Raw genomic sequence first — 26,058 nt, forward strand, 5'->3', positions numbered from 1 at the left:
ACCCCCATGGCCGTCAAGAAACGAGGACTTGGACGTGGGCTGGACGCGCTGCTGAGCAGTCCCACCGTCGCTGCGCTGGAAGAACAGGCCGTTCAGGCCGACCAGCGTGAACTGCAATACATCCCGCTGGACCTGATTCAGCGCGGCAAGTACCAGCCGCGCCGGGACATGGACCCGCAGGCGCTGGAAGAGCTGGCCAATTCGATCAGGGCACAAGGCGTCATGCAGCCGATCGTGGTGCGCCCGATCGCTGACAACCGCTTCGAGATCATCGCCGGTGAACGCCGCTGGCGTGCCAGCCAGCAGGCAGGCACCGAGACCATCCCGGCGATGGTGCGTGACGTGCCGGATGAAGCCGCCATTGCCATGGCGCTGATCGAGAACATCCAGCGCGAAGACCTCAATCCGATTGAAGAGGCGATTGCCCTGCAGCGTCTGCAGCAGGAATTCCAGCTGACTCAACAGCAGGTCGCCGAGGCTGTGGGTAAGTCGCGCGTGAGCGTGGCCAACCTGCTGCGTCTGATTTCACTGCCGGACGTCATCAAGACCATGCTGTCCCATGGCGACCTGGAAATGGGCCATGCCCGTGCGTTGCTCGGATTGCCCGAAGAACAGCAGGTCGAAGGGGCGCGACATGTTGTCGCACGTGGCCTCACAGTGCGCCAGACCGAGGCACTCGTACGCCAATGGTTGAGTGGCAAACAGGAGCCAGCGGCACCTGTAAAAGCCGATCCGGATATCACCCGCCTCGAACAGCGTCTGGCCGAACGGCTGGGCTCTGCGGTGCAGATTCGCCACGGTCAGAAGGGTAAAGGCCAGTTGGTGATCCGTTATAACTCGCTGGACGAGTTGCAGGGTGTTCTCGCCCACATCCGCTGAAACAAATCATAAGTAGCGTGTGATCGGAAATCACTACCCGGCAGTTGAATAGGGGCTGAACCGCCCCTATACTCTGCGCGCATTTTGTCGGCACAAATTATGCCAAGTTATTGATTTTGGCGGCTGGCACTAGAGGAGCCCATGTGATGGAGACACGCACGCCAAACCGCTTGCCATTCCATCGCCTGGCTGTTTTCCCGGTATTGCTGGCGCAATTGATTGTGCTGCTGCTGGCGGCGGTGACGCTTTGGCAGTGGCATGGGGTCGTAGCTGGATATTCAGGACTTTGCGGAGGCCTGATAGCTTGGCTGCCCAATTTGTACTTTGCCCATAAGGCGTTCCGGTATTCCGGTGCCAGGGCCGCACAAGCCATCGTTCGGTCGTTCTACGCCGGCGAGGCAGGCAAACTGATTTTTACGGCAGTGCTTTTTGCACTGACCTTTGCAGGCGTAAAGCCGCTGGCTCCATTGGCGGTTTTCGGCGTGTTCATGCTGACCCAGTTGGTCAGCTGGTTCGCACCCCTGCTTATGAAAACAAGACTTTTGAGACCTTAGGGCGTTTGAGGGCACCATGGCAGAGCAAACAGCTTCGGGCTATATCCAGCACCACTTGCAGAACTTGACCTTCGGTCATTTGCCTGACGGCACTTGGGGCTTCGCGCATTCGGCAGCCGAAGCGAAGGAAATGGGCTTCTGGGCTTTCCACCTGGACACTCTGGGCTGGTCTGTTGCCCTGGGCCTGATCTTCGTCCTGATTTTCCGCATGGCGGCCAAGAAGGCGACCTCCGGTCAGCCGGGCGCCCTGCAGAACTTCGTTGAAGTCCTGATCGAATTCGTCGACGGCAGCGTGAAAGACAGCTTCCACGGTCGCAGCGCGGTCATCGCCCCACTGGCACTGACCATTTTCGTCTGGGTTTTCCTGATGAACGCCGTCGACCTGGTTCCGGTTGACTGGATTCCTCAGCTGGCCGTCATGATCTCGGGCGATCACCACATTCCGTTCCGCGCAGTGTCGACTACCGACCCTAACGCCACGATCGGCATGGCCCTGTCTGTATTCGCACTGATCATTTTCTACAGCATCAAGGTCAAGGGCATCGGCGGTTTCATCGGCGAACTGACCCTGCACCCGTTTGGCAGCAAGAACGTTCTTGTCCAGGCGCTGTTGATTCCTGTGAATTTCCTGCTTGAATTCGTGACTCTGATCGCCAAACCGGTTTCTCTGGCTCTGCGTCTTTTCGGCAACATGTACGCTGGCGAACTGGTGTTCATCCTGATCGCGGTCATGTTCGGCAGCGGCCTGCTGTGGCTCAGTGGCCTGGGCGTGGTTCTCCAATGGGCGTGGGCTGTGTTCCACATCCTGATCATCACCCTGCAAGCGTTCATCTTCATGATGCTGACCATCGTCTACCTGTCGATGGCTCACGAAGATAACCATTAAGACCCGCATCGCGAGTCTGATGATCCCCTCGCTGCGGTGAGGGGGCGCCCGCAAGGGCTTGATGTAAAAAACGATTTTGCTTTACCGCTTTAATCTAAGAAAACCTAACCAATACGACGTAAAAGTCGGGAGGAAAGATGGAAACTGTAGTTGGTCTAACTGCTATCGCTGTTGCACTGCTGATCGGCCTGGGCGCTCTGGGTACCGCAATCGGTTTCGGCCTGCTGGGCGGTAAGTTCCTGGAAGGCGCAGCGCGTCAGCCAGAAATGGTTCCAATGCTGCAAGTTAAAATGTTCATCGTGGCTGGTCTGCTCGACGCCGTAACCATGATCGGCGTTGGTATCGCTCTGTTCTTCACCTTTGCGAACCCCTTCGTTGGTCAACTCGCTGGCTAATCGCTCGAATTTTCGAGTTGATTGGTGTGATGGACAACGAACGAGCGAGGTGTTGGCGTGAACATTAATGCAACCCTGATTGGCCAGTCCGTTGCGTTCTTCATTTTTGTGCTGTTCTGCATGAAGTTCGTGTGGCCTCCGGTCATCGCGGCTTTGCACGAACGTCAGAAGAAGATCGCGGATGGACTGGACGCTGCCACCCGAGCAGCTCGCGACCTGGAGCTGGCCCAAGATAAAGCGGGTCAGCAACTGCGCGAAGCTAAGGCTCAGGCAGCTGAAATCATTGAGCAGGCCAAGAAACGCGGTAACCAGATTGTCGACGAAGCCCGTGAACAGGCTCGTGTCGATGCTGACCGCATCAAGGCTCAGGCTCAGGCCGAGATCGAGCAGGAACTGAACGGTGTCAAAGACGCGCTGCGCGCCCAACTGGGTAGCCTGGCAGTCAACGGTGCCGAGAAGATCCTGGGTGCCACAATCGATCAAAACGCGCACGCGGAGCTGGTTAACAAACTGGCTGCAGAAATTTAAGCGAGGGCGATCATGGCAGAACTGACCACGTTGGCCCGACCTTACGCTAAGGCAGCCTTCGAGCATGCACAGGCGCACCAGCAACTGGCCAATTGGTCAGCCATGCTCGGCCTGGCTGCTGCGGTGTCGCAAGACGACACCATGCAGCGCATGCTCAAGGCCCCGCGACTGACGAGCGCAGACAAGGCCGCCACTTTCATTGAAGTGTGCGGCGACAAGTTCGATGCCCAGGCACAGAATTTCATCCACGTCGTTGCCGAAAACGACCGTCTCCAGCTTCTGCCGGAGATTGCCGAACTGTTCGAGCTGTACAAGGCCGAGCAGGAAAAATCGGTAGATGTGGATGTCACCAGTGCTTTTGCATTGAACCAAGAACAGCAAGACAAACTCGCCAAGGTTCTCAGTGCACGGCTCGGCCGGGAAGTGCGCCTGCACGCTGCGGAGGATGCTGCCCTGATAGGTGGTGTCATCATCCGCGCCGGCGACCTGGTTATCGATGGCTCAGTTCGCGGCAAACTCGCGCAACTAGCCGAAGCATTGAAATCTTGAGTTTGAAGGGGCAGCAGAGCAATGCAGCAACTCAATCCTTCCGAAATAAGTGAAATCATCAAGGGCCGCATCGAGAAACTCGATGTAGCCTCCCAAGCCCGTAACGAAGGCACTGTCGTCAGCGTGTCTGACGGTATCGTGCGGATTCACGGTCTGGCCGACGCTATGTACGGCGAAATGATCGAGTTCCCGGGCGGCGTCTACGGTATGGCACTGAACCTGGAGCAAGACTCCGTAGGTGCGGTGGTACTGGGCGCTTACACATCGCTGGCTGAAGGCATGAGTGCCAAGTGCACCGGCCGCATCCTGGAAGTTCCGGTTGGTAAGGAACTGCTGGGTCGCGTAGTCGACGCACTGGGTAACCCTGTCGACGGCAAAGGCCCGCTGAACAACACCGAGACCGACGCGGTCGAGAAAGTTGCTCCGGGCGTGATCTGGCGTAAGTCGGTAGACCAGCCTGTACAGACTGGCTACAAGGCTGTCGATGCCATGATCCCTGTCGGCCGTGGCCAGCGCGAGCTGATCATCGGTGACCGTCAGATCGGTAAGACCGCTCTGGCGATCGACGCGATCATCAACCAGAAAGACAGCGGCATCTTCTGCGTCTACGTAGCTGTTGGTCAGAAGCAATCGACCATCGCCAACGTGGTTCGCAAGCTGGAAGAAAACGGCGCCCTGGCCAACACGATCATCGTGGCTGCCAGTGCTTCGGAATCCCCTGCGCTGCAATTCCTGGCTCCTTATGCCGGTTGCACCATGGGCGAATTCTTCCGCGACCGCGGTGAAGACGCACTGATCGTCTACGACGATCTGTCCAAGCAGGCTGTGGCTTACCGCCAGATCTCCCTGCTGCTGCGTCGTCCACCAGGACGTGAGGCATACCCAGGTGACGTGTTCTATCTCCACTCCCGTCTGCTGGAGCGCGCATCCCGCGTTTCGGAAGAGTACGTAGAGAAGTTCACCAACGGCGCAGTGACCGGCAAAACCGGTTCCCTGACCGCACTGCCGATCATCGAAACCCAGGCTGGCGACGTTTCCGCGTTCGTTCCGACCAACGTGATTTCCATCACCGACGGTCAGATCTTCCTGGAATCGGCCATGTTCAACTCGGGCATCCGCCCTGCAGTGAACGCCGGTGTTTCGGTATCCCGTGTGGGCGGTGCCGCTCAGACCAAGATCATCAAGAAGCTGTCCGGTGGTATCCGTACCGCTCTGGCTCAGTACCGTGAACTGGCGGCATTCGCCCAGTTCGCTTCTGACCTGGACGAAGCGACCCGCAAGCAACTTGAGCATGGTCAGCGCGTAACCGAGCTGATGAAGCAGAAGCAATACGCGCCAATGTCGATCGCTGACATGTCGCTGTCGCTGTATGCCGCTGAGCGTGGGTTCCTGACCGACGTTGAAATCGCCAAGGTCGGCAGCTTCGAACAAGCGCTGATTGCTTACTTCAACCGCGATCACGCCGATTTGATGGCAAAGATCAACGTGAAGGGTGACTTCAATGACGAAATCGATTCTGGCCTCAAAGCCGGTATCGAGAAGTTCAAGGCCACCCAAACCTGGTAAGCCGCAGCGGGAGTCGCGAGGCTCCCGCTTGCTAACCTGATAGGTGTTACATGGCAGGCGCAAAAGAGATTCGCAGCAAGATTGCGAGCATCAAAAGCACGCAAAAGATCACCAGCGCCATGGAAAAAGTGGCGGTCAGCAAAATGCGCAAGGCTCAAATGCGCATGGCTGCTAGCCGTCCTTACGCGGAGCGCATCCGCCAGGTGATTGGTCATCTTGCCAACGCTAACCCGGAATACCGCCACCCGTTCATGATCGATCGCGAAGTAAAGCGCGTCGGTTATATCGTGGTAAGCAGTGATCGTGGTCTGTGCGGTGGCTTGAATACCAACCTGTTCAAGGCTTTGGTCAAGGACATGGCGAAGAACCGTGAAAACGGCGTAGAGATCGATCTGTGCGTGGTCGGCAGCAAAGGTGCGGCGTTTTTCCGCAACTTCGGCGGTAACGTCGTCGCTGCGATCAGCCACTTGGGCGAAGAGCCTTCGATCAACGATTTGATCGGCAGCGTCAAGGTGATGCTGGATGCCTACCTGGAGGGCCGTATTGACCGCCTGTCCGTGGTATCCAACAAGTTCATCAACACCATGACTCAGCAGCCAACGGTCGAGCAGTTGATTCCGTTGGTCGCCACCCAGGATCAAGAACTCAAGCACCACTGGGATTACCTGTACGAACCCGACGCCAAGGAGCTGCTGGACGGCTTGATGGTCCGTTACGTGGAGTCGCAGGTCTACCAGGCGGTGGTCGAGAACAACGCAGCTGAACAAGCCGCGCGGATGATCGCGATGAAGAACGCAACCGACAACGCCGGTGACCTGATCAGCGATTTGCAGCTGATCTACAACAAGGCGCGTCAGGCAGCGATCACCCAAGAGATCTCGGAAATCGTCGGCGGCGCTGCCGCGGTTTAACGGTTCAAATATTCAGAGGATCCAGCTAATGAGTAGCGGACGTATCGTTCAAATCATCGGCGCCGTGATCGACGTGGAATTTCCACGCGACAGCGTACCGAGCATCTACAACGCGCTGAAAGTACAAGGCGCGGAAACTACCCTGGAAGTCCAGCAGCAGCTGGGCGACGGCGTAGTTCGTACCATTGCGATGGGTTCCACCGAAGGCTTGAAGCGCGGTCTGGACGTCATCGACAGCGGTGCAGCCATCTCCGTACCGGTTGGTAAAGGTACCCTGGGCCGTATCATGGACGTCCTGGGCAACCCGATCGACGAAGCTGGCCCGATCGAAGCTGACGAGCGTTGGGGCATTCACCGTCCAGCGCCTTCGTTCGCTGACCAGGCAGGCGGCAACGACCTGCTGGAAACCGGCATCAAGGTTATCGACCTGGTCTGCCCGTTTGCCAAGGGCGGTAAAGTCGGTCTGTTCGGTGGTGCCGGTGTCGGCAAGACCGTAAACATGATGGAACTGATCCGTAACATCGCCATCGAGCACAGCGGTTATTCCGTGTTCGCAGGTGTGGGTGAGCGTACTCGTGAGGGTAACGACTTCTACCACGAGATGAAGGATTCCAACGTTCTGGACAAAGTGGCACTGGTATACGGCCAGATGAACGAGCCGCCGGGAAACCGTCTGCGCGTTGCTCTGACCGGCCTGACCATGGCCGAGAAGTTCCGTGACGAAGGTAACGACGTTCTGCTGTTCGTCGACAACATCTACCGTTACACACTGGCCGGTACTGAAGTATCCGCACTGCTGGGCCGTATGCCTTCCGCAGTAGGTTACCAGCCGACCCTGGCTGAAGAGATGGGCGTGCTGCAAGAGCGCATCACTTCGACCAAAGAAGGTTCGATCACCTCGATCCAGGCCGTTTACGTACCTGCGGACGACTTGACCGACCCGTCGCCAGCGACCACCTTCGCCCACTTGGACGCCACCGTCGTTCTGTCCCGTGACATCGCTTCCCTGGGTATCTACCCGGCGGTTGACCCACTGGACTCGACTTCGCGCCAGCTGGACCCGAACGTTATCGGCCAGGACCACTACGACACCGCTCGCGGCGTCCAGTACGTTCTGCAGCGTTACAAAGAGCTGAAAGATATCATCGCGATCCTGGGTATGGACGAGCTGTCGGAAACCGACAAGCAGTTGGTATCCCGCGCTCGTAAGATTCAGCGCTTCCTGTCGCAGCCGTTCTTCGTGGCTGAAGTCTTCACCGGTGCTTCGGGTAAATACGTTTCCCTGAAAGACACCATTGCTGGCTTCAAAGGCATCCTCGCCGGTGAGTACGACCATTTGCCAGAACAAGCGTTCTACATGGTCGGCGGCATCGAAGAAGCGATCGAGAAAGCCAAGAAACTGTAATCCAGGCGCCCGGCAACGGGCGCTAATCAGGTTGAGGCAAGCAAATGGCTATGACAGTCCATTGCGATATCGTCAGCGCGGAAGGAGAGATTTTCTCCGGTCTGGTCGAGATGGTGATTGCACACGGTAACCTGGGTGATATCGGTATTGCTCCAGGTCACGCGCCGCTGATCACTGATCTGAAGCCGGGTCCTATCCGTCTGATCAAGCAGGGTGGAGAAGCCGAGGTGTTCTACATCTCCGGTGGTTTCCTTGAGGTTCAACCGAACATGGTCAAAGTGCTTGCCGATACCGTGCAACGCGCTGCCGACCTGGACGAAGCCTCTGCTCAGGAAGCCGTCAAGGCTGCCGAGAAAGCACTGCATGAACGCGGCGCGGAGTTCGATTACGGATCTGCTGCTGCACGTCTGGCGGAGGCCGCAGCCCAGCTGCGCACCGTTCAGCAAATTCGCAAGAAGTTCGGCGGCTAAGGCCAACGATGCTTATGCGCGATTGAGTAAAAGGGTAGCCTCGGCTACCCTTTTTCTTTTTCAAGCCTTTGTACATCGGCCCTTCTTTTGAATCATCTGCACAGCTGTGGCTGCGCTCGTCTGGAATCTCTTCATGTCTCTCGATATCGTCATTCTTGCCGCCGGCCAAGGCACACGCATGCGCTCGGCCTTGCCCAAGGTGCTGCACCCTGTCGCCGGCAACTCCATGCTGGGCCACGTTATCCACAGCGCTCGCCAGCTGTCTCCGCAAAGCATTCAAGTGGTGATCGGCCACGGCGCCGATCAGGTACGTGAGCGCCTGTCGGCCGATGATCTGAATTTCGTTCTGCAAGACAAGCAACTGGGTACCGGCCATGCGGTCGCCCAGGCCGTGCCTGCACTCAACGCCGATACCGTGCTGATCCTTTACGGTGACGTGCCCCTGATCGAAGTCGAAACGCTCAACCGCCTGTTGACCCTGGTAAACGACCAGCAGTTGGGCCTGCTGACGGTCAATCTGAACGATCCGACCGGCTACGGCCGCATCGTGCGGGACGCGCAGAATCGCGTCAGCGCGATCGTCGAGCACAAGGACGCTAGCGAGGCGGAAAAAGCCATCAAGGAAGGCAACACCGGCATTCTGGCGGTGCCCGGCAAGCGTCTGGCGGACTGGCTGGGTCGCCTGTCGAACAACAACGCCCAGGGCGAGTACTACCTGACCGACGTCATCGCCATGGCCGTCAGCGACGGTCTGACTGTCGCCACCGCGCAACCGCTGGACGCCATGGAAGTGCAGGGCGCCAACGATCGCAAGCAGCTCGCCGAGCTTGAGCGGCATTATCAGTTGCGTGCAGCGCACCGCCTGATGGCCCAGGGCGTCACCCTGCGTGATCCTTCGCGTTTCGACGTGCGGGGCGAGGTCACTGTTGGCCGTGATGTGCTCATCGACATCAACGTCATCCTGGAAGGCACGGTCGTCATCGAGGACGACGTTTCCATCGGCCCGAACTGCGTCATCAAGGACAGCACCCTGCGCAAGGGCGCGATCATCAAGGCCAACAGCCATCTGGAAGGCGCCATCGTCGGTGAGGCTGCCGATGCCGGTCCGTTCGCCCGCCTGCGCCCTGGCAGCGTACTGGAGGCTCGCGCCCATGTGGGTAACTTCGTCGAGCTGAAGAATGCACACCTGGGCGAGGGCGCCAAGGCGGGTCACCTGACCTACCTGGGAGACGCGGTCATCGGTGCGCGCAGCAACATTGGCGCCGGCACCATCACCTGCAACTACGACGGTGCCAACAAGCACAAGACCGTGCTGGGTGAAGACGTGTTCATCGGTTCCAACAACTCGCTGGTCGCCCCTGTGGATATCTCCACCGGTGCCACCACCGCAGCCGGTTCGACCATTACTCAGGACGTTGCCGCCGAGCAACTGGGCGTCGCCCGGGCACGCCAGCGCAACATCGACGGCTGGAAGCGCCCGGTCAAGCTCAAGAAGTAAGTTATCCACAACGGGTCCCGGATCGCCCCTTGGGCGGTTTCGGGCCGTGCGTGATGAAATTTGCGCATCCTGCTTGACGAAAATCTTTCGATAGGTTTCTATTCGCATCGTTATCTTTCGAAACGAAACTTAAGCGCGAAATGTCGAAACGAAATACTCCCCAACGTCGCCACAACATCCTCGCCTTGCTCAACGAGCAGGGCGAAGTGAGTGTGGAAGCCTTGGCCCGGCGTTTCGAAACTTCCGAAGTTACGGTTCGTAAGGATCTTGCGGCACTGGAAAGCAACGGCCTGCTGCTGCGTCGCTACGGTGGCGCGGTGCCCATGCCGCAGGAACTGATCGGCGAGCCCGGCCAGCCGGTGTCCAGGTACAAGCAGGCCATCGCTCGCGCTGCAGTGGCGCGAATCCGCGAACACGCCAGGATCATCATCGACAGCGGCAGCACCACCGCCGCGATGATTCCTCAACTGGGCCTGCAACCGGGCCTGGTCGTCATGACCAACTCCCTGAGCGTTGCCAACGCACTCGGTGAACTGGAGCACGAACCGGTGCTGCTGATGACAGGCGGCACCTGGGACCCTCATTCCGAGTCGTTTCAGGGGCAGGTCGCCGAACAGGTCCTGCGTTCCTACGACTTCGATCAGTTGTTCATCGGGGCCGACGGCATCGATCTGACGCGTGGCACCACGACCTTCAACGAGCTGCTGGGCCTGAGCCGTGTCATGGCTGAAGTGGCCCGCGAAGTGATCGTGATGGTGGAAGCCGACAAGGTCGGCCGCAAGATCCCCAATCTGGAACTGCCCTGGAGCAGCGTCCATACCCTCATTACCGATGATCGCCTGCCTCAGGAGGCACGCGAACAAATTCAGGCCCGCGGCGTTACTTTGATCTGCGCCGCTGTTTCCTAGGAGAAGACCATGTGTGGAATTGTCGGCGCCGTCGCTGAACGTAATGTCACTGCCATCCTGCTCGAAGGCCTCAAGCGCCTCGAGTACCGCGGCTACGATAGCGCCGGTGTGGCGCTTTTCAGCAACGCCGGTGTGCTTGAGCGCCGCCGCCGCGTTGGCAAGGTCAACGAGCTGGAGCAATCGCTGGCCGGCGAGCCACTGGCTGGCCGTCTGGGCATCGCCCACACCCGCTGGGCGACCCACGGTGCGCCGGTCGAGCACAACGCTCACCCGCATTTCTCCAGCGGCGAGCTGGCAGTTGTCCACAACGGCATCATCGAAAACCACGAGCCGCTGCGCGAGCGTCTGAAGGGCCTGGGCTACCTGTTCACCTCGGATACCGACACCGAAGTCATCGTCCATCTGCTGCATCACAAAATGCAGGACACGCCGGACCTGACCGCCGCCCTGAAAGCCACTGTGAAGGAACTGCACGGCGCCTACGGCCTGGCGGTCATCAGTGCACGTCAGCCAGACCGCCTGGTTGCCGCCCGCAGCGGCAGTCCGCTGGTAGTGGGCCTGGGCCTGGGTGAAAACTTCCTGGCCTCTGACCAGTTGGCCCTGCGCCAGGTGACCGACCGTTTCATGTATCTGGAAGAAGGCGACATCGCCGAAATCCGCCGCGACAGCGTGCAGATCTGGGACGCCGCCGGCCTGCCGGTCGAGCGTGAAACCGTGCAGTACCGCGAAGGCGCCGAAGCCGCCGACAAGGGCGAGTTCCGCCACTTCATGCTCAAGGAAATCCACGAGCAGCCAAAAGTCGTGCAGCGCACCCTGGAAAACCGTCTCGGCCAGCAGCAGGTACTGGTACAGGCCTTCGGTCCGCAGGCAGCCGAGCTGTTCGCCAAAGTGCGCAACGTGCAGATCGTTGCCTGCGGCACCAGCTACCACGCCGGTATGGTCGCGCGTTACTGGCTCGAAGGCCTGGCGGGCATTCCATGCCAGGTCGAAGTCGCCAGCGAATTCCGCTACCGCAAGGTGGTGGTCCAGCCCGACACCCTGTTCGTCTCGATCTCGCAATCCGGTGAGACCGCCGACACCCTGGCTGCGCTGCGCAACGCCAAGGAACTGGGCTTCCTGGCAAGCCTGGCCATCTGCAACGTCAGCATCAGTTCACTGGTGCGTGAGTCGGACCTGACCCTTCTCACCCAGGCCGGCCCGGAAATCGGCGTCGCGTCGACCAAGGCGTTCACCACCCAACTGGTCGCGCTGATGCTCCTGACCCTGTCCCTGGGCCAGGTCAAAGGCACACTGGCCGAGGGCGTCGAAGCCGAACTGGTCGAAGAACTGCGCCGCCTGCCGACCCGCCTGGGCGAAGCACTGGCAATGGACGGCACTGTGGAAAAAGTCGCCGAACTGTTCTCCGAAAAGAACCACACCCTGTTCCTGGGTCGTGGCGCACAGTTCCCGGTGGCGATGGAAGGCGCCTTGAAGCTCAAGGAGATTTCCTACATCCACGCCGAAGCCTACCCGGCCGGCGAACTCAAACACGGCCCGCTGGCCCTGGTGGACAGCGACATGCCAGTGGTCACCGTCGCGCCCAACAACGAACTGCTGGAAAAGCTCAAATCCAACCTGCAGGAAGTCCGCGCTCGCGGCGGCGAACTGATCGTCTTCGCCGACGAACAAGCCGGCCTCAACAACGGCGAAGGCACCCACGTCATCGCGATGCCGCACATCATCGACGCCTTGGCCCCGATCCTCTACACCATCCCGCTGCAGCTGCTGTCGTACTACGTGGCAGTGCTGAAGGGAACGGACGTCGATCAGCCGCGTAATCTGGCGAAGTCGGTGACTGTGGAGTGAGTTATCCACATGCTTGAGTGGTCGGTTCGCTGACCTCAACAATCTACAAACCCGCCTAAATGGCGGGTTTGTAGTTTCCGGCTGTTGAAAACTACCCCAACCTAAGCCGCATCGACCTCAACCGCCGCCCCCCGCGCACATTTTCCGGCCTGCTGCACCGCCCACTTCATGAACTCCACAATCGCCCATTCCTCCCGCCGTTCCTTGGCGCAGTACACGAAGTAATCGAACTTCAGCTCCGATGTGGCATGGGTGACTTGCACCAGCCGCCGTGATTGCAGGGCTTCGGAGGCGAACACGCTGTTGACGAGGGCGATCCCCTGGCCGGCGCAGGCGGCACTTATCAACAGGGACTCGTCACCGTAGCTGGAGCCCTGGATCATCTTGCGGTTGCCCATGCCGAAAGCGTTCATCCACACCTTCCAGTAGTTGCGTTCGGTGTCTTGCAGCAGTGGATAAGTCAGGCAGTCCTGTGGGCTTTCGATGTTGCGTTGCTTGGCCAGCAGGTCGGGGCTGCATACGGGGATCAGGTAGGACGACCACAGGCGGGTGGCGTGGTTGTCGGGGCTGGCGGCCATTTCGCGCTGGATCGAGATATCCACATGGCCGTGCTTGAGATCTGAGAGGCCGTTGCAGATCTGGATCGAGATTTCGATGGTCGGGCAACGTTCCTTGAAGCTGCCCAGTGCCGGGATCAGCCAGGAGCTTGCAATGGTGGAGGTGGTGCTGATGGCCAGTCGGGTCTGGCGGGGTTGTTTGAGCGCGGCGCCTGACCAGGCCTTTTCGATCACGTCGAAGGTGCCGCTCAGTTCGTCGTACAGGGTCCGGCCGCTGGCGGTGAGTTGAATGCCCTTGGCGTCGCGCTCGAACAGGCGCTTGCCGATCTGGTCTTCGAGGCCCTTGATCTGCTGGCTGATGGCCGCAGGCGACACGCACAGGTGATCCGCCGCACGTTTCATGCTGCCGACCTTGCACACTTCCACGAAGGTGCGAAGGGCTATCAACGGGATCGCTCTACTCATCGTGCGTACTCCGCCCGGTTGCTACAGCCAGCAAACCATTGTCCTCTGTGGATAACTTTCAAATCAGCTGGTGGCTGGGGTGTCCTGGGTTTCCACCACCGGCTTGGGTTTGCTCTTGCTGAGGACGAACCACACCGCGAGGCAGATCAGTCCGCCGCCGTACAGGTGGCCAGCCGACAGGCTTTCATTGAGGAACAACACGCCCCAGAGCACGCCGAAGGGAGGAATCAGGAAGGTCACTGTGAGTGAGCGAACCGGGCCGATGTCGGCAATCAGCCGGAAGTACAGAATGTATGCACAGGCCGTGCAGATAAAACCTACGGCTGCCAGCGACAGCCAGACCGTTGAATCACCCCAACTGGCCGGTGGGCTGACGGTGGTTGAAATGGCGAAGAACGGTGCAAGGAACAGCGTTGCACCCACCTGGCTGCCGAAGGCCACCAGTTTTGCGTCAAGGCCACCCTGGTCGGCGATCCATTGCCGGGTCAGGAAACCGGCTGCGCCGTAGCAACTGGTAGCGACCAGGCACGCCAGCGCGCCCATGACCACTGTGCTGGTGAATGTGACTGGGCCGGTGGTGGTCAGCAGAGTTATCCCCAGCAAGCCGATGAACACGCCGGCCATTTTCTTTGGCGTGAGGGAATCGTTGAAGAACATGGAGCCGATCAACACGCCCATCAACGGGGTGGTGGCGTTGAGGATGGCCGAATAACCGGCCGGCAACATCAATGCGGCCATGCTGTACATCAGGAAGGGGATACCCGAGTTGATGACGCCCAACACCATGGTTGCCTTGAGTTTGCCTTGAAAGTCATGGCGAGTATTGAGTATCGCCAGAATCACCAATAAGCCAATGGCGCCGAGTAATACCCGAAAGAATGCAGTCGGTAATGCGCCTAATACTGGCGCGGCCACCCGCATGAACAGAAAACTTGCTCCCCAGATCGCCGCGAGGAGAAGTAACCGAACATAATCAGATAGCCTCATGACACTTCCTTCCTGGTTTACAACATTGAAAACGCGACCGGAAACTTGCCGATTGACGCTTGTCGAGTCGGGGTGTGATGATTTGAGCAGTGTCTGAAGCGGTGCTCAAGCGAGCTTTTCTAAAGCACATTAGATTTTCTTAACCCAAGGACCTGCATGAAATTCCCGCCCCTGTACGCATTACTCTGCTTTGAAGCGACGGGGCGTCACTCGAGCATGAAAGGCGCGGCGGGCGAGCTTTTCGTCACTCCAGCGGCGATCAGCCAGCAGATCGCCAAGCTGGAAAAAGCGGTCGGCGTCACCCTGTTCATCCGCAATACCAAGCGCCTGGAACTGACCCCCGAAGGCAAGATCTACTTGCGTGCGGTGCGCCCGGCGCTGGGCCAGATCAGCGATGCGACCCAGCGGCTCATGAGCGACAACGGCCCCAATACCATCACGGTCAGTTGCACCAGTGGCTTTGCCATGCAGTGGCTGTTGCCGCGCCTGCCGGACTTTCACGCACAGTGCCCGGGCATCGAAGTGCTCATCAGCACCACCAACCGCCTGGTGGACCTGCTGGGCGATGGCGTCGACTTCGCGGTGCGTCATGGCCTGGGGCGCTATCCGGGGCTGGAGGTGGAAATGCTGATCAACGACCGCCTGCAGCCGGTCTGTAGCCCCAGCCTGCTGCCGGACACACGCTACCTGTCTTCGCCTATCGATCTCACCAATTACAACCTGCTCCACGATGAGCATCGCGAAGACTGGGCATTGTGGCTGCGGGCGGTGGGTATCGAGGACGCTGAAGCGGCGGTGCACCGTGGCTCGGTTTTCGTTGATTCCAACGGGGTGATCGAAGCGGCGCTGGCGGGGATGGGGATCGCGCTGGTGCGTCGCTCGCTGATTCGCGAGGAGCTGGCTTCGGGGCGCTTGGTGGTGCCGTTTCGTGCGACGATCGACACGCCCATCGCGTATTACCTGGTCTATGACGAGACCGCGATCCTGCCCAAGTCCAGCCGCCAGTTCCGCGACTGGCTGGTGTCCCAGGCCATCGCCAGCCAGCGGGAATTCACTACCCGATAGTTCGTAGAACGACCCTGTAGGAGTGAGCTTGCTCGCGATGCGGTGTGCCAGGCACTACGGATGTGTCTGAACGGACGCATCGCGAGCAAGCTCACTCCTACAGGTCATCAATACAGTTAAGTCCTGCTTCAGTGTTGATAAATACAACATTGAACCGTCATTGGCGGCTTAAACACCTGATATTTTTAACGATTAAGCAAAGTTGAGTTAAGTCAGACTTAACTGCCAATTGCGTATTTCTTGTTTGCTCCCTTCCCCGAATTTCTTCAGCTTATCTCCCCATTCAACGGCGTTATTGCGCAGGGGTTGGCGCCGATAAAACAACGCGCAGCGATGCTGCGGGGTTAAGGAGAACTTCATGACTGACTTCCAAATCTTTCGTCCCATGGCCTGGGACAAACTGGTCCATGAATATGATCTGGACGGGTCCAGGCTGCTGCCCTGGAACGGTTATCCAACGCCAATCGGTGGCGGCTGGTGCGTCGTTCGCCCACACACTCAGTCGTTGTCGCACACGCAGATCGATCAGGAATTCTTTATCGGCATCAAGGGCAGCGCGACGCTGGTGGTCGGCGATCAGACCTTCCCCTTCACCATGGGCGATATCGCTGCTATCCCCAAACACACCGACCACTACGTGGTGAACGACACCGACGAAGACTTTCACTTCTACGTGGTCTGGTGGGACCGCGATTCAGCCAACCGTTTCCTCGATGAAGATGCTCAGCAAGCCCTGGCCTTGAACGAGTTCGCCATGCAGAAGGCGCCGATTCACGATGTGTCCGGGCCGAGGGCTTCGTAATGGGCAAGCTCCTGGTCACCATCACGCCGCCGACTCCCAACGGCGATCTGCACATCGGCCACATGGCCGGTCCATTCCTGGCGGCGGACATCTTCACCCGCGCCCAGCGCCAGCGCGGGCATGACTGCACGCTGGTGTCGTACTCCGACGATTACCAGTCCTACATGCTGCGCCGGGGCATCGAACTGGATCGCGCGCCTCAGGAGCTGGCGCTGGAAAACACCGACAAGATCAACGATACCCTGAAGAGAATGGGTATCGAGATCGACTTCTGGATGCGCCCGTACCGCAACAATTACTTCAAGAAAGCCGTTGATGAGATGTACGAGCATGCCGTGAAGGCGGGTGCCATTTACAAGAAAGTCAGCCAGGAACCCTACTGCGAACACTGCGACAAGTGGGGTTACGAGGCCTTTGGGCGGGGCAATTGCGATCACTGCGGTTCGGACTCCGACGCCAGCCAGTGCGAGGAGTGCGCGCACACGCCCAACGCCTCGAAGATGAGCAATTTCCGCTGCAAGCTGTGCTCTGCGGCCATGATCTGGAGGCCGGTGGAGCGTGAGTTCCTGGCGCTGTCCAACTTCCGCAGCCACCTGAAAAACAGCTTCGAGCACACGCCGCTGCGCCCGTTCATTCGCCGCTTCCTCAATGAGGAATTCGAGCTCGGCCCGGTGGACTGGGGCATCACCCGCCCACATGACGGCGGCCTGGACCTCAAGCCCGATGGCAGCCGGCGCATTCACACCTGGGTCATGGGGCTGTCCGGGTATCTGGGTGCGTTTCGCGAGTACCTCAACGAGCACAAGCACGCGCCGTGGGAATACGACGAGTACTGCCGCTCAGGCAAGGGCCGCCTCGTGCATTTCCTGGGTTATGACTGCGCCTTCAGCCACATGATGGTCTATCCGGCGCTGCTGCAGACCATGCACGGCTACCGCATGCGCCAGACGTTCTACACCAACCAGTTCCTGACCCTCAATGGCAAGAACTTATCCACAAGCCGCAACTATGCAATCTGGGCGCGGGACTTGGTTGCCGACGCCTGCACCGACAGCGCCCGGTTCTATCTGGCGCTGATCGCACCGGAGCAGGACACCGACGATTTCGACGTTGAGAAATTCGCCACCTGGCGCGAAGAGATTTTCAACGAGGTGCTGCTCAAGCTGGCCGTCCAGGCCGAACGCGAGCGGGTCGACGGTGACAATCTGAAAGTGACCTCGGCCGATGCCGCCGCGATCAAGATCCTGGTCGCCCGCTGGTTCGAGGTGACGTCCGTGGACCACTTCACCATGAAGGGCCTGGCGGTGCTGCTGTCCGACATCATCAACGCAGCCCGCGACCGGCAATTGCTGGGCAAGCGGATCCTGCCTTACATGGCCTTGATCGGGGCTATCGGCGCACCGGTGTTCCCTGATCTTGCCAGGCAGATCCTGCGCTACTGCCGGTTTACCGAAAACGAAGTGTTTCATCAGTTGGTGTACGTCAGCGCCGTCGAATACGAGATCTGATCGGGAGGCACGTTGATGAAAACCACCTTCGATGTGATCGTGATCGGCGCCGGTGTGATGGGGGCTTCGATCGCTGCGGCCCTGGTCGAGAACGGGCTGGACGTTGCCCTGATCGAAAAGGGCATCGGCGGCGGCCAGGGCGCGACCCGGGACACCGGTGGCATCGTGCGCAGCCTGGAACTGGACCCCGTCCTACGGCCGCTGACCAGCCGCGGCGCCAATTACGCCAGCACCGGCATCGTCAACACATTGTTCGAGGGGGCGCTCAAACGTACGGGCGTTGCCTACATAGGCAGTGCCGAGGTGTGCGGCAAGTACCTTGACGCGGTGGGCAGCGAAGGCTCGCAGAGTGTCGAGCTGCACGCCTCGGTGGGCGCCCTGGACAACGGCCGGTTCTCCGCGTTCTGCCCGGACGAATGCCTGCTGATCGAACGCAACGCCGGCATGGTCGATGCGCGGATAGCGGTGTCCAGCCTGTGCCAGTACGTGCGCAGCAACGCGACCTTTCTCGATCATCTGGCTGTGGATAACTGCGTCGAGCTGGATGGCGCAGTCCAGGTGAACGCCGGCAAGCTGCACCTGCAAGCCACCTGGGTGATCGATGCCTGTGGCGCCAGCAGTCCGGTGTCCAGGCCGTACGGTGCAGTGCATGCGCGCACCATTCCGTTCACCAGGCTCAGCTGTGACCAGGCGCCGAGCATGCCGGTGATCGCCCATCATCTGAACACTTACCTCCTGCCATTGGGCAGCAACCTGATGCAGGTCGGCGGACAGCGTCGCCATCGCGCCGCCCGTGTCGAACAGCTCAACCTGTCCGTGCTGGACAACGAGCAGGATGTCGTCGAGCGCATTGCCAGGCTCGGGTATGACAGCCAGCACAGCCTGCCGATTGCGACGCACATCGCCTGGGACGCGTATACAGAAGACGGTCGCCCGTTGATTGGCCGGGTGTCGAGCAAGAGTCACCTGTACCTGGCGACGGGGTTCTGCGGCATCGGTTTCAAGATGGCGCCACGGGTGGCTGAACTGCTGGCCTCGGAGCTGGGCGGGCTGATGGCGGGGATCGCACTGGATTCCGCGCACCGCTCGACCATGGAGGCGTTCTGTCCCTCGCGGTTCGCCGAGGTGGCCTTGTCATGATGCGCCTGGGTATCTGCGCGGCGCTGGACGTCGGCACCACACTGCACGCCCGCAGCTTTCTGCGCGGGGTTTATCTCTCCAGTCATCTGTTCGGCAACGTTCGCCGTGCGCAGCACTTCTATTTCGACGACGGAGCCAACGCAGCGGGAGGGCGGGCGGCGGCTGAGCGTTTCATCGAAGCAGGCGTCGATGCGGTGATCGGCCACTTCGCTTCCGAGTCCGCCGCGGCGGTGGTGGAAACTTATGCACAGGCACAGATTCCGCTGATCCTTCCGGCATCGACCTGTGCGGCGCTGACCGAAGAGGGCAGCACCACCTTTCGTATCTGCGCATCGGACCGTGTGCTGGCCAGGCGCTTGCTGGGGTTTGCCCAAGCCCAGGGATTACGCAGGCTGGCGTTGTTTGCCGACCCCAGCCTGCACGGTCAGCGGCAACTGCAAGAGCTGAGGGACGGGGCTGATGACTTATCCACAGTGCAGATCGTGGAGGACATCTCCCAAGCCGACGCAGTGGTGTTCTGTGGACGCCTGAAAGCCAGCCGCCAGTTCCTTGTGGAAAACCGCGCCAGCGCCTGTGGATTACCGCTGTTCTTCACCGACGACGCGGCATCACCTGCGCTGGTCGCGGGCCTGGAGCGCACCGGCACCATCTATGCCGTGAGCTTTCCCGTGGCGAGCGACCTGCCCGAGGCGCAGTCGGTGGACCATGCCTATCAACGTATTTATGGGGAACAGGCCCCGGTCTACGCCATCGAGACACTGGCGGCCTTTTCGCTGATTGAAATGGCCGCCGGCCAGCGCCGCAGCCTGCTCAACGCGCTGCGTTTCGACCAGTTCACAACGCCCGCAGGTCTCATCAGTTTCAGCAATGGGGAAAACGATCACGCCCGGGTTTCGCTGTGGGTCTACGAAGGCCAGCGCGTCCACGAGCGACGTCTGTTGAGTTGAATCGGGCCACGAGCGGCTCGCCAAGTCTTTGAACATTCCAGGAAGAACCATCATGAATCAGTTTGAAAACGAGGGACTGCGCCAGGAACTGGACGTCGTATCGGTCGGCTTCGGCCCAGCCGGTATCGCCTTGGCCTGTGCACTGGAAGATGAAGCCGAGGACAACGGCAAGAAGCCGTTCGCCAAGGTGCGGTTTTTCGAGAAGGGGCGCGATTCAACCTGGCACGGCGCGTTTCTGCTTTCCGGCACCGACATCAATCACCACGTGTTCCGCGACCTGGTGACCCCACGCAACCCGCGCAGCCGCTTCTCGTTCGCCATGTACCTGAAAGAGAAGGGGCGCCTGTACAAATTTGGCTTGTTGGGGCGTCCTGCAAGCCGGGTGGAATGGTCCGACTACATTGGATGGGTCGCGGCACAACTCAAGGACTACGTTGCCTACGACGAGGGCGTGCTGGATGTGCTGCCGGTGGCCGAAAAAGGCATCTTGCGGGCAGTCGATGTCGTGACAGCCCAAGGCACCTATCGCACAAGGCGCTTGGTGCTTTCCCACGGCAGCCTGCCGCGAATTCCCGAGGCATTCAGCGCCCATCTCGGCGGCCGGGTGTTCCACACCTCGCAGTACCTGAAGAACATCCATCTGGGCGGCGGGCCGATTGCCCAGCGTTGGCTGGTGCTGGGGTCCGGGCAAAGCGCCGGGGAGGCGGTCGCGCACCTGCTGGGCGCCGCGCCGACCACCCAGGTGCATTCGGTGCATCGCGGGGTCGGTTTCCGGGTCGGGCAATTGGGCCAGTTTCCCAACATGGCTTTCCTGCCGGAGCAGGTCGACTACTTCCATCAACTGGAGCCGGCCCGCCGCAGCAAGGTGTTCGACGAGATTCGTTCGACCAACTACGCAGGCATCGACGCCGATGAGAGTCAGGCGTTGTACTCCTTCATGTACGAAGGCGAGGTCAGCGGGCATCAGCGTCTGAACCTGCACACCTGGTCGAATGTGGTGTCTGTGGAAAAGGTCGGCGACGCCTACTCGGTGGTGCTGCGGGACAGCAATACCGGGCTTGAGAGCACGCTGTACGTCGATGGCATTGTGCTGGGCACCGGCTACGAGCAACTGGCGGTGCCGCCGCTGCTGACATTGCTGCAGCCCTGGCTGGTGCGCGATGAAGACGGCAGCCTGGCCGTGGATCGGCAGTACCGCGTGAGCCTGCAACACAGCGAAGGTGTACAGATTCTGGCCAACGGCACGTCGGAAAAGACCCATGGCATCAGCGATGCGCAGTCCTTCTCCATGGTCGCGTTGCGCGCCCAGCAACTGACCGATGCCTTGCTGGCGACGCAACCCCGGCAACTGGCGCCCGTGGTGGCTCACCCAAGGATGCCGAAACCGGCACGCGCCGAGGCCCGCCCATGAATTTCATCTCCCATATCGTCGGCGATTCGAACTTTGTCCGTCTCAAAGGGCTGGGCTTCGAGAATCTGCACTTGAAGCTTGAGTCCTGCAACCCGGCCGGCTCGATCAAGATGAAAACTGCCATCGGCCTGATCGATTCCTACGCCGAGCGACGACTTATCCACAAGGACACCGTGCTGATCGAGTCATCGTCCGGCAACCTCGGCGTGGCATTGGCCATGATCTGCGCCGAACGTGGCTACAAGTTCTGCTGCGTGGTCGATCCCAACACCAATCTGCACAACATCAAGATGATGGAAGCGTTCGGCGCGCAGATCGTGATCGTCACCGAACGTGATGACAACGACGGCTATCTGGGCACCCGCATCCGTTATATCCGCGACACCGTCACCCGTGACCCGCGCTATCTGTGGCTCAATCAGTACAGCAACCCGGCAAACGCACTGACTCACGAACAGACCACCGCCCGGTCGATTCACATCGCCTTTCCAGCCCTGGACTATCTGGTGGTTGGCGCCGGGACTACAGGCACGCTGATGGGGTGTGTGCAGTATTTCCGCAAGCATTCGCCGCGCACCAAGATCATCGCGGTAGACAGCGCAGGCTCCGTGACCTTTGGCCAGGCGCCGGGCAAACGATTCATTCCGGGGCTGGGATCGAGCCAGATGCCGCCGATCTTTCGCGCCACCCATCTGCACAAACAGCAGGTCGTGGACGAGCGCGCGACGGTTGCCATGTGCCGCTGGCTGGCCAAGTCCAACGGCGTCCTAGCGGGCGGATCGACCGGCACCGTGGTAGCCGGTCTGGCGGCGCCGTCGCTGGGGATTCCCAAGGACGCCGTGGTGGTCGCGATCTCTCCGGACGCCGGCGAGCGCTATCTGGAAACCATCTACAACGATGAATGGGTGATGCAGAAGTTCGGTCGCGCGGAGCTTGCCGCGCTAGGTTCGCAGCCCATCGGCCGTTACCTGAAAAACTATGTGCACACTTTCGAAGGGGAGGCGCTCAATGTCTGATTTCCATGTGATTCCGGGCGCGGTCATCAAGGATATCCTCGACACCCAGGCCCACACCATGGTCGCCCGCGTCGAGCAGGTGTACCTGCAACATCACGACGGTCAGACCCTGAACCCCGACAGCTATTTCCTGCGTTTCCCACAGCAGCCCGCGAACCGCATCATCGCGTTGCCCGCATCGCTGGAAGGTGAAGAGGCGGTTGCCGGGATCAAATGGATTTCCAGCTTTCCGGGCAACGTCGCGCAGCACAAACCCCGCGCTTCTGCGGTGGTGATCCTTAACCATCGCGACACCGGCTACCCCTATGCCTGCCTTGAAGGCGCGCAGATCAGCGCTGTAAGAACCGCGGCGTCGGCGGTGTCAGGGGCTTACTGGCTCAATGGTCAGTCCCGCAGGGCCGCAACGCTAGGATTCATCGGTGCAGGGGTGATTGCCCGCAATATTGCGCGGATGCTGGCGGTGGAGGGTTGGGAAATCGCTCATGCGGTGGTCCACGATTTCGACGAGGCATCAAGCCGCGCGCTCACCGGTTATATCGAGCAGACCGACTTGTGCACAGCCCGTAGCGGATCACTGGACGAGGCGTTGGCCGCCGATCTGGTGATTTTTGCAACAACGGCAGGCGAGCCCTATGTACAGCCGCCAATGAGCTTCCGCCCTGGCCAGGTAGTGCTCAACATCTCCCTGCGGGACATCGCACCGCAATTGTTGCTGGCGTCCAACAACCTGTGTGACGACATCGAGCACTGCATGAAGGCTAACACCTCGCCCCATCTGGCCGAGCAGTTGACCGGCAACCGGGATTTCATGAACGGCACGCTGGCAGGCCTGATTCGTGGGGAGGTCGCGCTGGATCCGGACAAGGCGTCGATCTTCTCGCCGTTCGGCCTGGGGGTGCTGGACCTGGCCTTGAGCAAGTTCATTGTCGACACGGCGCTGGCCGATTCACGAGCCGTCGCCATCGACTCCTTCTTCGGAGAAACCCTCAGATGGAACTGACCACCGCGCTTCGCCTGGATGACGTGTTTGCTGACAAATGGCCTGTGGATAAATCAGAAGAGAAGCCCGCCGTCAGAATCGGCATCGTGGGTTGCGGGTCTCGCGGGCTGACGGTGCTTGAACGGCTGTGCGCGTTGGCGGAAAAAACTCAGCGGCGTATCGAGATCAGCGTGTTCGATCCGCACCGGCCGGGGCCGGGCCTGCATTCGGTGGAACAGCCCGAGTACCTGATGCTCAACACGGTTGCATCGCAGATTTCCATGTTTCCCGATCAGGCAGCCTTGGGCGGTTTCAGTGGGCGTCAGGGACCCAATTTCTATGAGTGGTGCCTGCGCTTCAAGCCTGCGAGGGTGGTCCAGCCCAATGAATTCCTGCCCCGTCAGTGGCTGGGTGAATACCTTGCCTGGACCTATGAAGAGATCATCAGGACGCTGCCCGAGCAAGTGCGGATCAACCATGTCTCCCGGACTGTGGATAACATCGAGCACACCGATTGGGGTGGCTATGTACTGTCCACAACGGGGGGGCATCGACATGCAGTGGACTGGTTATTGCTGACAGTCGGGCATGCTCGGGCGCCGGCTATCGCTGAACACTCCACAGGCCAAACCCGTCGTTTGCAGGCTTATCCACAGCCGCTTTCCCTGCAAGGTATTTCATCCACAGACCGGGTCGGCGTCGAAGGGTTGGGCCTCTCGGCGATGGACGCCATCGCCGGGCTGACAGTCGGACGCGCGGGGCGCTTCGAACATGGCCCTGATGGCTTGCGATACATTGCGTCGGGTGAAGAACCGCAGGTGTTCATGTATTCGCGCAGCGGGCTGCCGTATCGCACGCGCCCCGACATTACCCCGAACAGGGCGGGCGGCACTGCCCTGATTTTCACCTTGTCGGCCGTCGCTGATCTGCGCGCTCAACACCCGCAGGGCCTGGATTTTGAAGCCCAGGTGCTGCCGCTCATCAAGGCGGAAATGTACGCCGAATACTTCGGGATGGTTGCAGAGCAGGCGGGGGAATCCGGGCTCAAGATCAAGTCGCAGATCATGACCGCGTTCCTCTTGGAAGATCTGGCGGCCAAGGTTGAAGAGCTTGCCCAGCGCTTCAGCGCGCCGATGTTGCCAGAGAGCCTTTTCAATTCTCGGGCCCTGCAGCCACCGATTGAGAATTATCCACAGTGGATGCGCAGTTTCATCGAAGCAGACCTGCTGCAAAGCCAAACCGGCCTGGATCGCTGCCCGATCAAGGCCGCTGCGGAAGTATGGAGAAGTTGTCGTGAACAATTGCGCAGGGTTGTGGATAACAAAGGCCTGAGTGCGAATTCCCATCGGGTTTTCTTCGAGGAGTACGCGCCATTGGTCAATCGTCTGGTGGCGGGGCCCCAGAAAGAGCGGCATCAGGAGCTGCTGGCGCTAGAGGAGGCGGGGATACTGAGGTGGGTGCATGGCTCGAAAGTTATGCACAATGCACATTCTGGCCAGACCTCGATTTTGGATGGAGAAGGGCGTCATACCCCTCTCGAAGCCATTGTCGTAGCCCGTGCCACCGAGCCTGACGAGGCCGCGCTGCCAACAATCATCCGTCAGCTCAAGGCCAGTGGAATTATCCACAGCCTGGATGGCGAAGGTCGTGGAGTCACCGTCGATGGTGAAGGCAAGGCCCAGCCCAATCTGTGGATAACCGGCCCGATCGTCGAAGGCGCGACCTACTACAACCACTATGTGCCGTCATCGGGCAGCTATTCCCGAGCTTTCGTGGACGCCGACCGGATTGCGCGGGAGATGTTGGGGCTGTGCGTTTCCGTCCCGTAGCAGTCCGACTTGCCGGCGGGGGCCTTACGATCGCTCCCGCTGGCAAGCCATGCTGCTACGAGAACCGGTCAGTGCGGACGATCAGCGCGCGGCCTGTTTAGGCACCTGCAAATACCGCCCCCTGATCCTCTCCAGTTCGCCACTGCTGCGCATCGTGTCGATAGCGTGATTGATCCGTGGCAACCACTGCGCAAGCTGGGGCTGGAGCTTGAACACCAGCGGCGCTTCGCTGAGTTGAGGGCCCTGGCGGAAGAGGCTGGGGTTGAGGTGGCTGGTGACGAGGAGGGTGTCGAAGATGTCATCGACCATCGCCACCGCATCGACCCGGCCGCTTTGCAGCAGCTTGAGCAGTGCGTCGTCCTGCGAGGTTTCCAGGCGGGTGAGCCGGTGGCCGTTGAAGGCGGGGTCGAGTGCCCAGTAGGTGTAGCCACGGACTGTGCCGATGGTGAGGTGGTCCATCTGCTTGATCGTTTGATCCGCGCCGGGGTGGTTGGCGAGGAAGTAGAGGTGCTCGTTGACGCTGGAGTAGGGTTTGGAGAACAGGTAATGATTCTGTTCTTCAGGGCTGTTCCAGATCAGCGCGTCGGCGTAGTTGATGTCTATCTCGCCCTTCTGCAGCATCGATTGCAGGCGGTTGACCGGGTAGGTGACGAAGGTGACGTCCAGGCCTGCCAGCTCGGTGATCCGTCGCGCGATATCGACTGACACCCCTTGCAGGTGACCGTTTTCATCCTCGAAGGCATAGGGCTTCCACTGCGCGCCACCGGCCACATAAGGGCCAGCCAGCACAGGAAATGCGAGCAGGCAGAGCAGGCAACCGCCGATGAATCCGCGTCGAAACCCCATACACTCCCTCGTTCCGGGCGCTTCAAAAAGACGTCCAGCCTAACAGCCGGAAATGTCTGTGGTATGTCGTAATGCCACTATTTTGCGAATCGTCCGACAAAAATACCAAGAA

General features: G+C 60.0%; 25 protein-coding genes. 22 read left to right on the forward strand and 3 right to left on the reverse strand.

Annotated elements, in window-relative coordinates; all coding sequences use genetic code 11:
- The first annotated feature begins 6 nt into the window (after positions 1-6).
- The 13 genes from NPS29_RS08990 (at position 7) to glmS (ending at position 12,394) form a co-directional block, all read left to right on the forward strand.
- Positions 7-879: a ParB/RepB/Spo0J family partition protein gene (locus tag NPS29_RS08990; protein WP_274132095.1), complete on the forward strand. Its 873-nt coding sequence runs from the start codon at positions 7-9 to the stop codon at positions 877-879.
- A gap of 146 nt (positions 880-1,025) precedes the next feature.
- The gene (locus NPS29_RS08995; protein ID WP_274132096.1) at positions 1,026-1,433 is read left to right on the forward strand and encodes a F0F1 ATP synthase subunit I; all 408 of its coding nucleotides are present in this window, start codon (positions 1,026-1,028) and stop codon (positions 1,431-1,433) included.
- 16 nt (positions 1,434-1,449) lie between these two features.
- Complete coding sequence (atpB, locus tag NPS29_RS09000) at positions 1,450-2,319, forward strand: F0F1 ATP synthase subunit A (RefSeq protein ID WP_081564624.1); 870 nt, start codon at positions 1,450-1,452, stop codon at positions 2,317-2,319.
- A 137-nt stretch (positions 2,320-2,456) separates the two neighbouring features.
- On the forward strand, positions 2,457-2,714 hold the full coding sequence (atpE, locus tag NPS29_RS09005) for a F0F1 ATP synthase subunit C (RefSeq protein ID WP_002555987.1): 258 nt from the start codon (positions 2,457-2,459) through the stop codon (positions 2,712-2,714).
- Positions 2,715-2,771: 57 nt separating this feature from the next.
- Positions 2,772-3,242 carry a F0F1 ATP synthase subunit B gene (locus NPS29_RS09010; RefSeq protein ID WP_166593942.1) on the forward strand — a complete coding sequence of 157 codons (471 nt, stop codon included), beginning with the start codon at positions 2,772-2,774 and terminating at the stop codon, positions 3,240-3,242.
- A 12-nt stretch (positions 3,243-3,254) separates the two neighbouring features.
- Positions 3,255-3,791: a F0F1 ATP synthase subunit delta gene (locus NPS29_RS09015; RefSeq protein WP_274132098.1), complete on the forward strand. Its 537-nt coding sequence runs from the start codon at positions 3,255-3,257 to the stop codon at positions 3,789-3,791.
- A gap of 21 nt (positions 3,792-3,812) precedes the next feature.
- On the forward strand, positions 3,813-5,357 hold the full coding sequence (gene atpA / locus NPS29_RS09020; protein WP_108236322.1) for a F0F1 ATP synthase subunit alpha: 1,545 nt from the start codon (positions 3,813-3,815) through the stop codon (positions 5,355-5,357).
- 50 nt (positions 5,358-5,407) lie between these two features.
- Positions 5,408-6,268, forward strand: a complete 861-nt coding sequence (gene atpG / locus NPS29_RS09025) for a F0F1 ATP synthase subunit gamma (RefSeq protein ID WP_110951681.1) — start codon at positions 5,408-5,410, stop codon at positions 6,266-6,268.
- A 28-nt stretch (positions 6,269-6,296) separates the two neighbouring features.
- Positions 6,297-7,673, forward strand: coding sequence for a F0F1 ATP synthase subunit beta (gene atpD / locus NPS29_RS09030; RefSeq protein WP_166593945.1), 1,377 nt, complete (start codon positions 6,297-6,299; stop codon positions 7,671-7,673).
- Positions 7,674-7,717: 44 nt separating this feature from the next.
- The gene (locus NPS29_RS09035) at positions 7,718-8,143 is read left to right on the forward strand and encodes a F0F1 ATP synthase subunit epsilon (RefSeq protein WP_274132100.1); all 426 of its coding nucleotides are present in this window, start codon (positions 7,718-7,720) and stop codon (positions 8,141-8,143) included.
- Positions 8,144-8,276: 133 nt separating this feature from the next.
- Positions 8,277-9,641, forward strand: a complete 1,365-nt coding sequence (gene glmU, locus NPS29_RS09040; protein ID WP_274132101.1) for a bifunctional UDP-N-acetylglucosamine diphosphorylase/glucosamine-1-phosphate N-acetyltransferase GlmU — start codon at positions 8,277-8,279, stop codon at positions 9,639-9,641.
- 140 nt (positions 9,642-9,781) lie between these two features.
- Entirely contained in the window at positions 9,782-10,549 is a 768-nt protein-coding gene (locus NPS29_RS09045; RefSeq protein WP_274132102.1) for a DeoR/GlpR family DNA-binding transcription regulator, read from the forward strand.
- Positions 10,550-10,558: 9 nt separating this feature from the next.
- A complete protein-coding gene (gene glmS, locus NPS29_RS09050) occupies positions 10,559-12,394 on the forward strand; it encodes a glutamine--fructose-6-phosphate transaminase (isomerizing) (protein ID WP_274132103.1) in 1,836 nt (611 codons plus the stop codon).
- A 101-nt stretch (positions 12,395-12,495) separates the two neighbouring features.
- Here the strand turns inward: glmS and NPS29_RS09055 are convergent, their stop codons facing one another.
- A complete protein-coding gene (locus NPS29_RS09055) occupies positions 12,496-13,416 on the reverse strand; it encodes a LysR substrate-binding domain-containing protein (RefSeq protein ID WP_274132104.1) in 921 nt (306 codons plus the stop codon).
- Positions 13,417-13,479: 63 nt separating this feature from the next.
- Entirely contained in the window at positions 13,480-14,403 is a 924-nt protein-coding gene (locus NPS29_RS09060; protein WP_274132105.1) for a DMT family transporter, read from the reverse strand.
- Positions 14,404-14,559: 156 nt separating this feature from the next.
- On the opposite strand from NPS29_RS09060, the gene gcvA reads away from it, so the two are divergent.
- The 9 genes from gcvA (at position 14,560) to NPS29_RS09100 (ending at position 25,100) form a co-directional block, all read left to right on the forward strand.
- On the forward strand, positions 14,560-15,468 hold the full coding sequence (gcvA, locus tag NPS29_RS09065; RefSeq protein ID WP_274132106.1) for a transcriptional regulator GcvA: 909 nt from the start codon (positions 14,560-14,562) through the stop codon (positions 15,466-15,468).
- 358 nt (positions 15,469-15,826) lie between these two features.
- Positions 15,827-16,270 carry a cupin domain-containing protein gene (locus NPS29_RS09070; protein WP_274132107.1) on the forward strand — a complete coding sequence of 148 codons (444 nt, stop codon included), beginning with the start codon at positions 15,827-15,829 and terminating at the stop codon, positions 16,268-16,270.
- Positions 16,270-17,778, forward strand: coding sequence for a methionine--tRNA ligase (locus NPS29_RS09075; protein ID WP_274132108.1), 1,509 nt, complete (start codon positions 16,270-16,272; stop codon positions 17,776-17,778). Before NPS29_RS09070 ends, NPS29_RS09075 begins: the two co-directional genes overlap by 1 nt.
- Positions 17,779-17,793: 15 nt before the next feature.
- Positions 17,794-18,918 carry an NAD(P)/FAD-dependent oxidoreductase gene (locus NPS29_RS09080; RefSeq protein ID WP_274132109.1) on the forward strand — a complete coding sequence of 375 codons (1,125 nt, stop codon included), beginning with the start codon at positions 17,794-17,796 and terminating at the stop codon, positions 18,916-18,918.
- Positions 18,915-19,865 carry an ABC transporter substrate-binding protein gene (locus tag NPS29_RS09085; protein ID WP_274132110.1) on the forward strand — a complete coding sequence of 317 codons (951 nt, stop codon included), beginning with the start codon at positions 18,915-18,917 and terminating at the stop codon, positions 19,863-19,865. The genes NPS29_RS09080 and NPS29_RS09085 overlap by 4 nt, the downstream gene beginning before the upstream one ends.
- Positions 19,866-19,917: 52 nt before the next feature.
- Positions 19,918-21,276, forward strand: coding sequence for a SidA/IucD/PvdA family monooxygenase (locus NPS29_RS09090; RefSeq protein WP_274132112.1), 1,359 nt, complete (start codon positions 19,918-19,920; stop codon positions 21,274-21,276).
- Positions 21,273-22,292, forward strand: a complete 1,020-nt coding sequence (gene sbnA, locus NPS29_RS28735) for a 2,3-diaminopropionate biosynthesis protein SbnA (protein ID WP_337993883.1) — start codon at positions 21,273-21,275, stop codon at positions 22,290-22,292. Before NPS29_RS09090 ends, sbnA begins: the two co-directional genes overlap by 4 nt.
- Positions 22,285-23,292: a 2,3-diaminopropionate biosynthesis protein SbnB gene (sbnB, locus tag NPS29_RS28740; protein ID WP_337993884.1), complete on the forward strand. Its 1,008-nt coding sequence runs from the start codon at positions 22,285-22,287 to the stop codon at positions 23,290-23,292. Before sbnA ends, sbnB begins: the two co-directional genes overlap by 8 nt.
- Positions 23,283-25,100: an FAD/NAD(P)-binding protein gene (locus tag NPS29_RS09100; RefSeq protein WP_274132114.1), complete on the forward strand. Its 1,818-nt coding sequence runs from the start codon at positions 23,283-23,285 to the stop codon at positions 25,098-25,100. Before sbnB ends, NPS29_RS09100 begins: the two co-directional genes overlap by 10 nt.
- A gap of 81 nt (positions 25,101-25,181) precedes the next feature.
- Here the strand turns inward: NPS29_RS09100 and NPS29_RS09105 are convergent, their stop codons facing one another.
- The gene (locus NPS29_RS09105; RefSeq protein ID WP_274132116.1) at positions 25,182-25,946 is read right to left on the reverse strand and encodes a substrate-binding periplasmic protein; all 765 of its coding nucleotides are present in this window, start codon (positions 25,944-25,946) and stop codon (positions 25,182-25,184) included.
- Between the last annotated feature and the right edge of the window lie 112 nt (positions 25,947-26,058).

The sequence above is a fragment of the Pseudomonas putida genome, from assembly GCF_028682175.1.
GTDB lineage: Bacteria > Pseudomonadota > Gammaproteobacteria > Pseudomonadales > Pseudomonadaceae > Aquipseudomonas > Aquipseudomonas putida_AD.

Bases quoted from the DNA above. Each gene is read 5' to 3' on its own strand.
- NPS29_RS09015 (WP_274132098.1), top strand. From the start codon at position 3,255: ATGGCAGAACTGACCACGTTGGCCCGACCTTACGCTAAGGCAGCCTTC.
- NPS29_RS09085 (WP_274132110.1), top strand. From the start codon at position 18,915: ATGATGCGCCTGGGTATCTGCGCGGCGCTGGACGTCGGCACCACACTG.
- NPS29_RS09045 (WP_274132102.1), top strand. From the start codon at position 9,782: ATGTCGAAACGAAATACTCCCCAACGTCGCCACAACATCCTCGCCTTG.
- NPS29_RS09055 (WP_274132104.1), bottom strand. From the start codon at position 13,416: ATGAGTAGAGCGATCCCGTTGATAGCCCTTCGCACCTTCGTGGAAGTG.
- NPS29_RS09105 (WP_274132116.1), bottom strand. From the start codon at position 25,946: ATGGGGTTTCGACGCGGATTCATCGGCGGTTGCCTGCTCTGCCTGCTC.
- atpA (WP_108236322.1), top strand. From the start codon at position 3,813: ATGCAGCAACTCAATCCTTCCGAAATAAGTGAAATCATCAAGGGCCGC.
- NPS29_RS09070 (WP_274132107.1), top strand. From the start codon at position 15,827: ATGACTGACTTCCAAATCTTTCGTCCCATGGCCTGGGACAAACTGGTC.
- atpE (WP_002555987.1), top strand. From the start codon at position 2,457: ATGGAAACTGTAGTTGGTCTAACTGCTATCGCTGTTGCACTGCTGATC.
- atpG (WP_110951681.1), top strand. From the start codon at position 5,408: ATGGCAGGCGCAAAAGAGATTCGCAGCAAGATTGCGAGCATCAAAAGC.
- NPS29_RS08995 (WP_274132096.1), top strand. From the start codon at position 1,026: ATGGAGACACGCACGCCAAACCGCTTGCCATTCCATCGCCTGGCTGTT.
- NPS29_RS09060 (WP_274132105.1), bottom strand. From the start codon at position 14,403: ATGAGGCTATCTGATTATGTTCGGTTACTTCTCCTCGCGGCGATCTGG.
- NPS29_RS08990 (WP_274132095.1), top strand. From the start codon at position 7: ATGGCCGTCAAGAAACGAGGACTTGGACGTGGGCTGGACGCGCTGCTG.
- NPS29_RS09035 (WP_274132100.1), top strand. From the start codon at position 7,718: ATGGCTATGACAGTCCATTGCGATATCGTCAGCGCGGAAGGAGAGATT.
- sbnB (WP_337993884.1), top strand. From the start codon at position 22,285: ATGTCTGATTTCCATGTGATTCCGGGCGCGGTCATCAAGGATATCCTC.
- atpD (WP_166593945.1), top strand. From the start codon at position 6,297: ATGAGTAGCGGACGTATCGTTCAAATCATCGGCGCCGTGATCGACGTG.
- atpB (WP_081564624.1), top strand. From the start codon at position 1,450: ATGGCAGAGCAAACAGCTTCGGGCTATATCCAGCACCACTTGCAGAAC.
- NPS29_RS09100 (WP_274132114.1), top strand. From the start codon at position 23,283: ATGGAACTGACCACCGCGCTTCGCCTGGATGACGTGTTTGCTGACAAA.
- glmU (WP_274132101.1), top strand. From the start codon at position 8,277: ATGTCTCTCGATATCGTCATTCTTGCCGCCGGCCAAGGCACACGCATG.
- NPS29_RS09090 (WP_274132112.1), top strand. From the start codon at position 19,918: ATGAATCAGTTTGAAAACGAGGGACTGCGCCAGGAACTGGACGTCGTA.
- sbnA (WP_337993883.1), top strand. From the start codon at position 21,273: ATGAATTTCATCTCCCATATCGTCGGCGATTCGAACTTTGTCCGTCTC.
- glmS (WP_274132103.1), top strand. From the start codon at position 10,559: ATGTGTGGAATTGTCGGCGCCGTCGCTGAACGTAATGTCACTGCCATC.
- NPS29_RS09080 (WP_274132109.1), top strand. From the start codon at position 17,794: ATGAAAACCACCTTCGATGTGATCGTGATCGGCGCCGGTGTGATGGGG.
- gcvA (WP_274132106.1), top strand. From the start codon at position 14,560: ATGAAATTCCCGCCCCTGTACGCATTACTCTGCTTTGAAGCGACGGGG.
- NPS29_RS09075 (WP_274132108.1), top strand. From the start codon at position 16,270: ATGGGCAAGCTCCTGGTCACCATCACGCCGCCGACTCCCAACGGCGAT.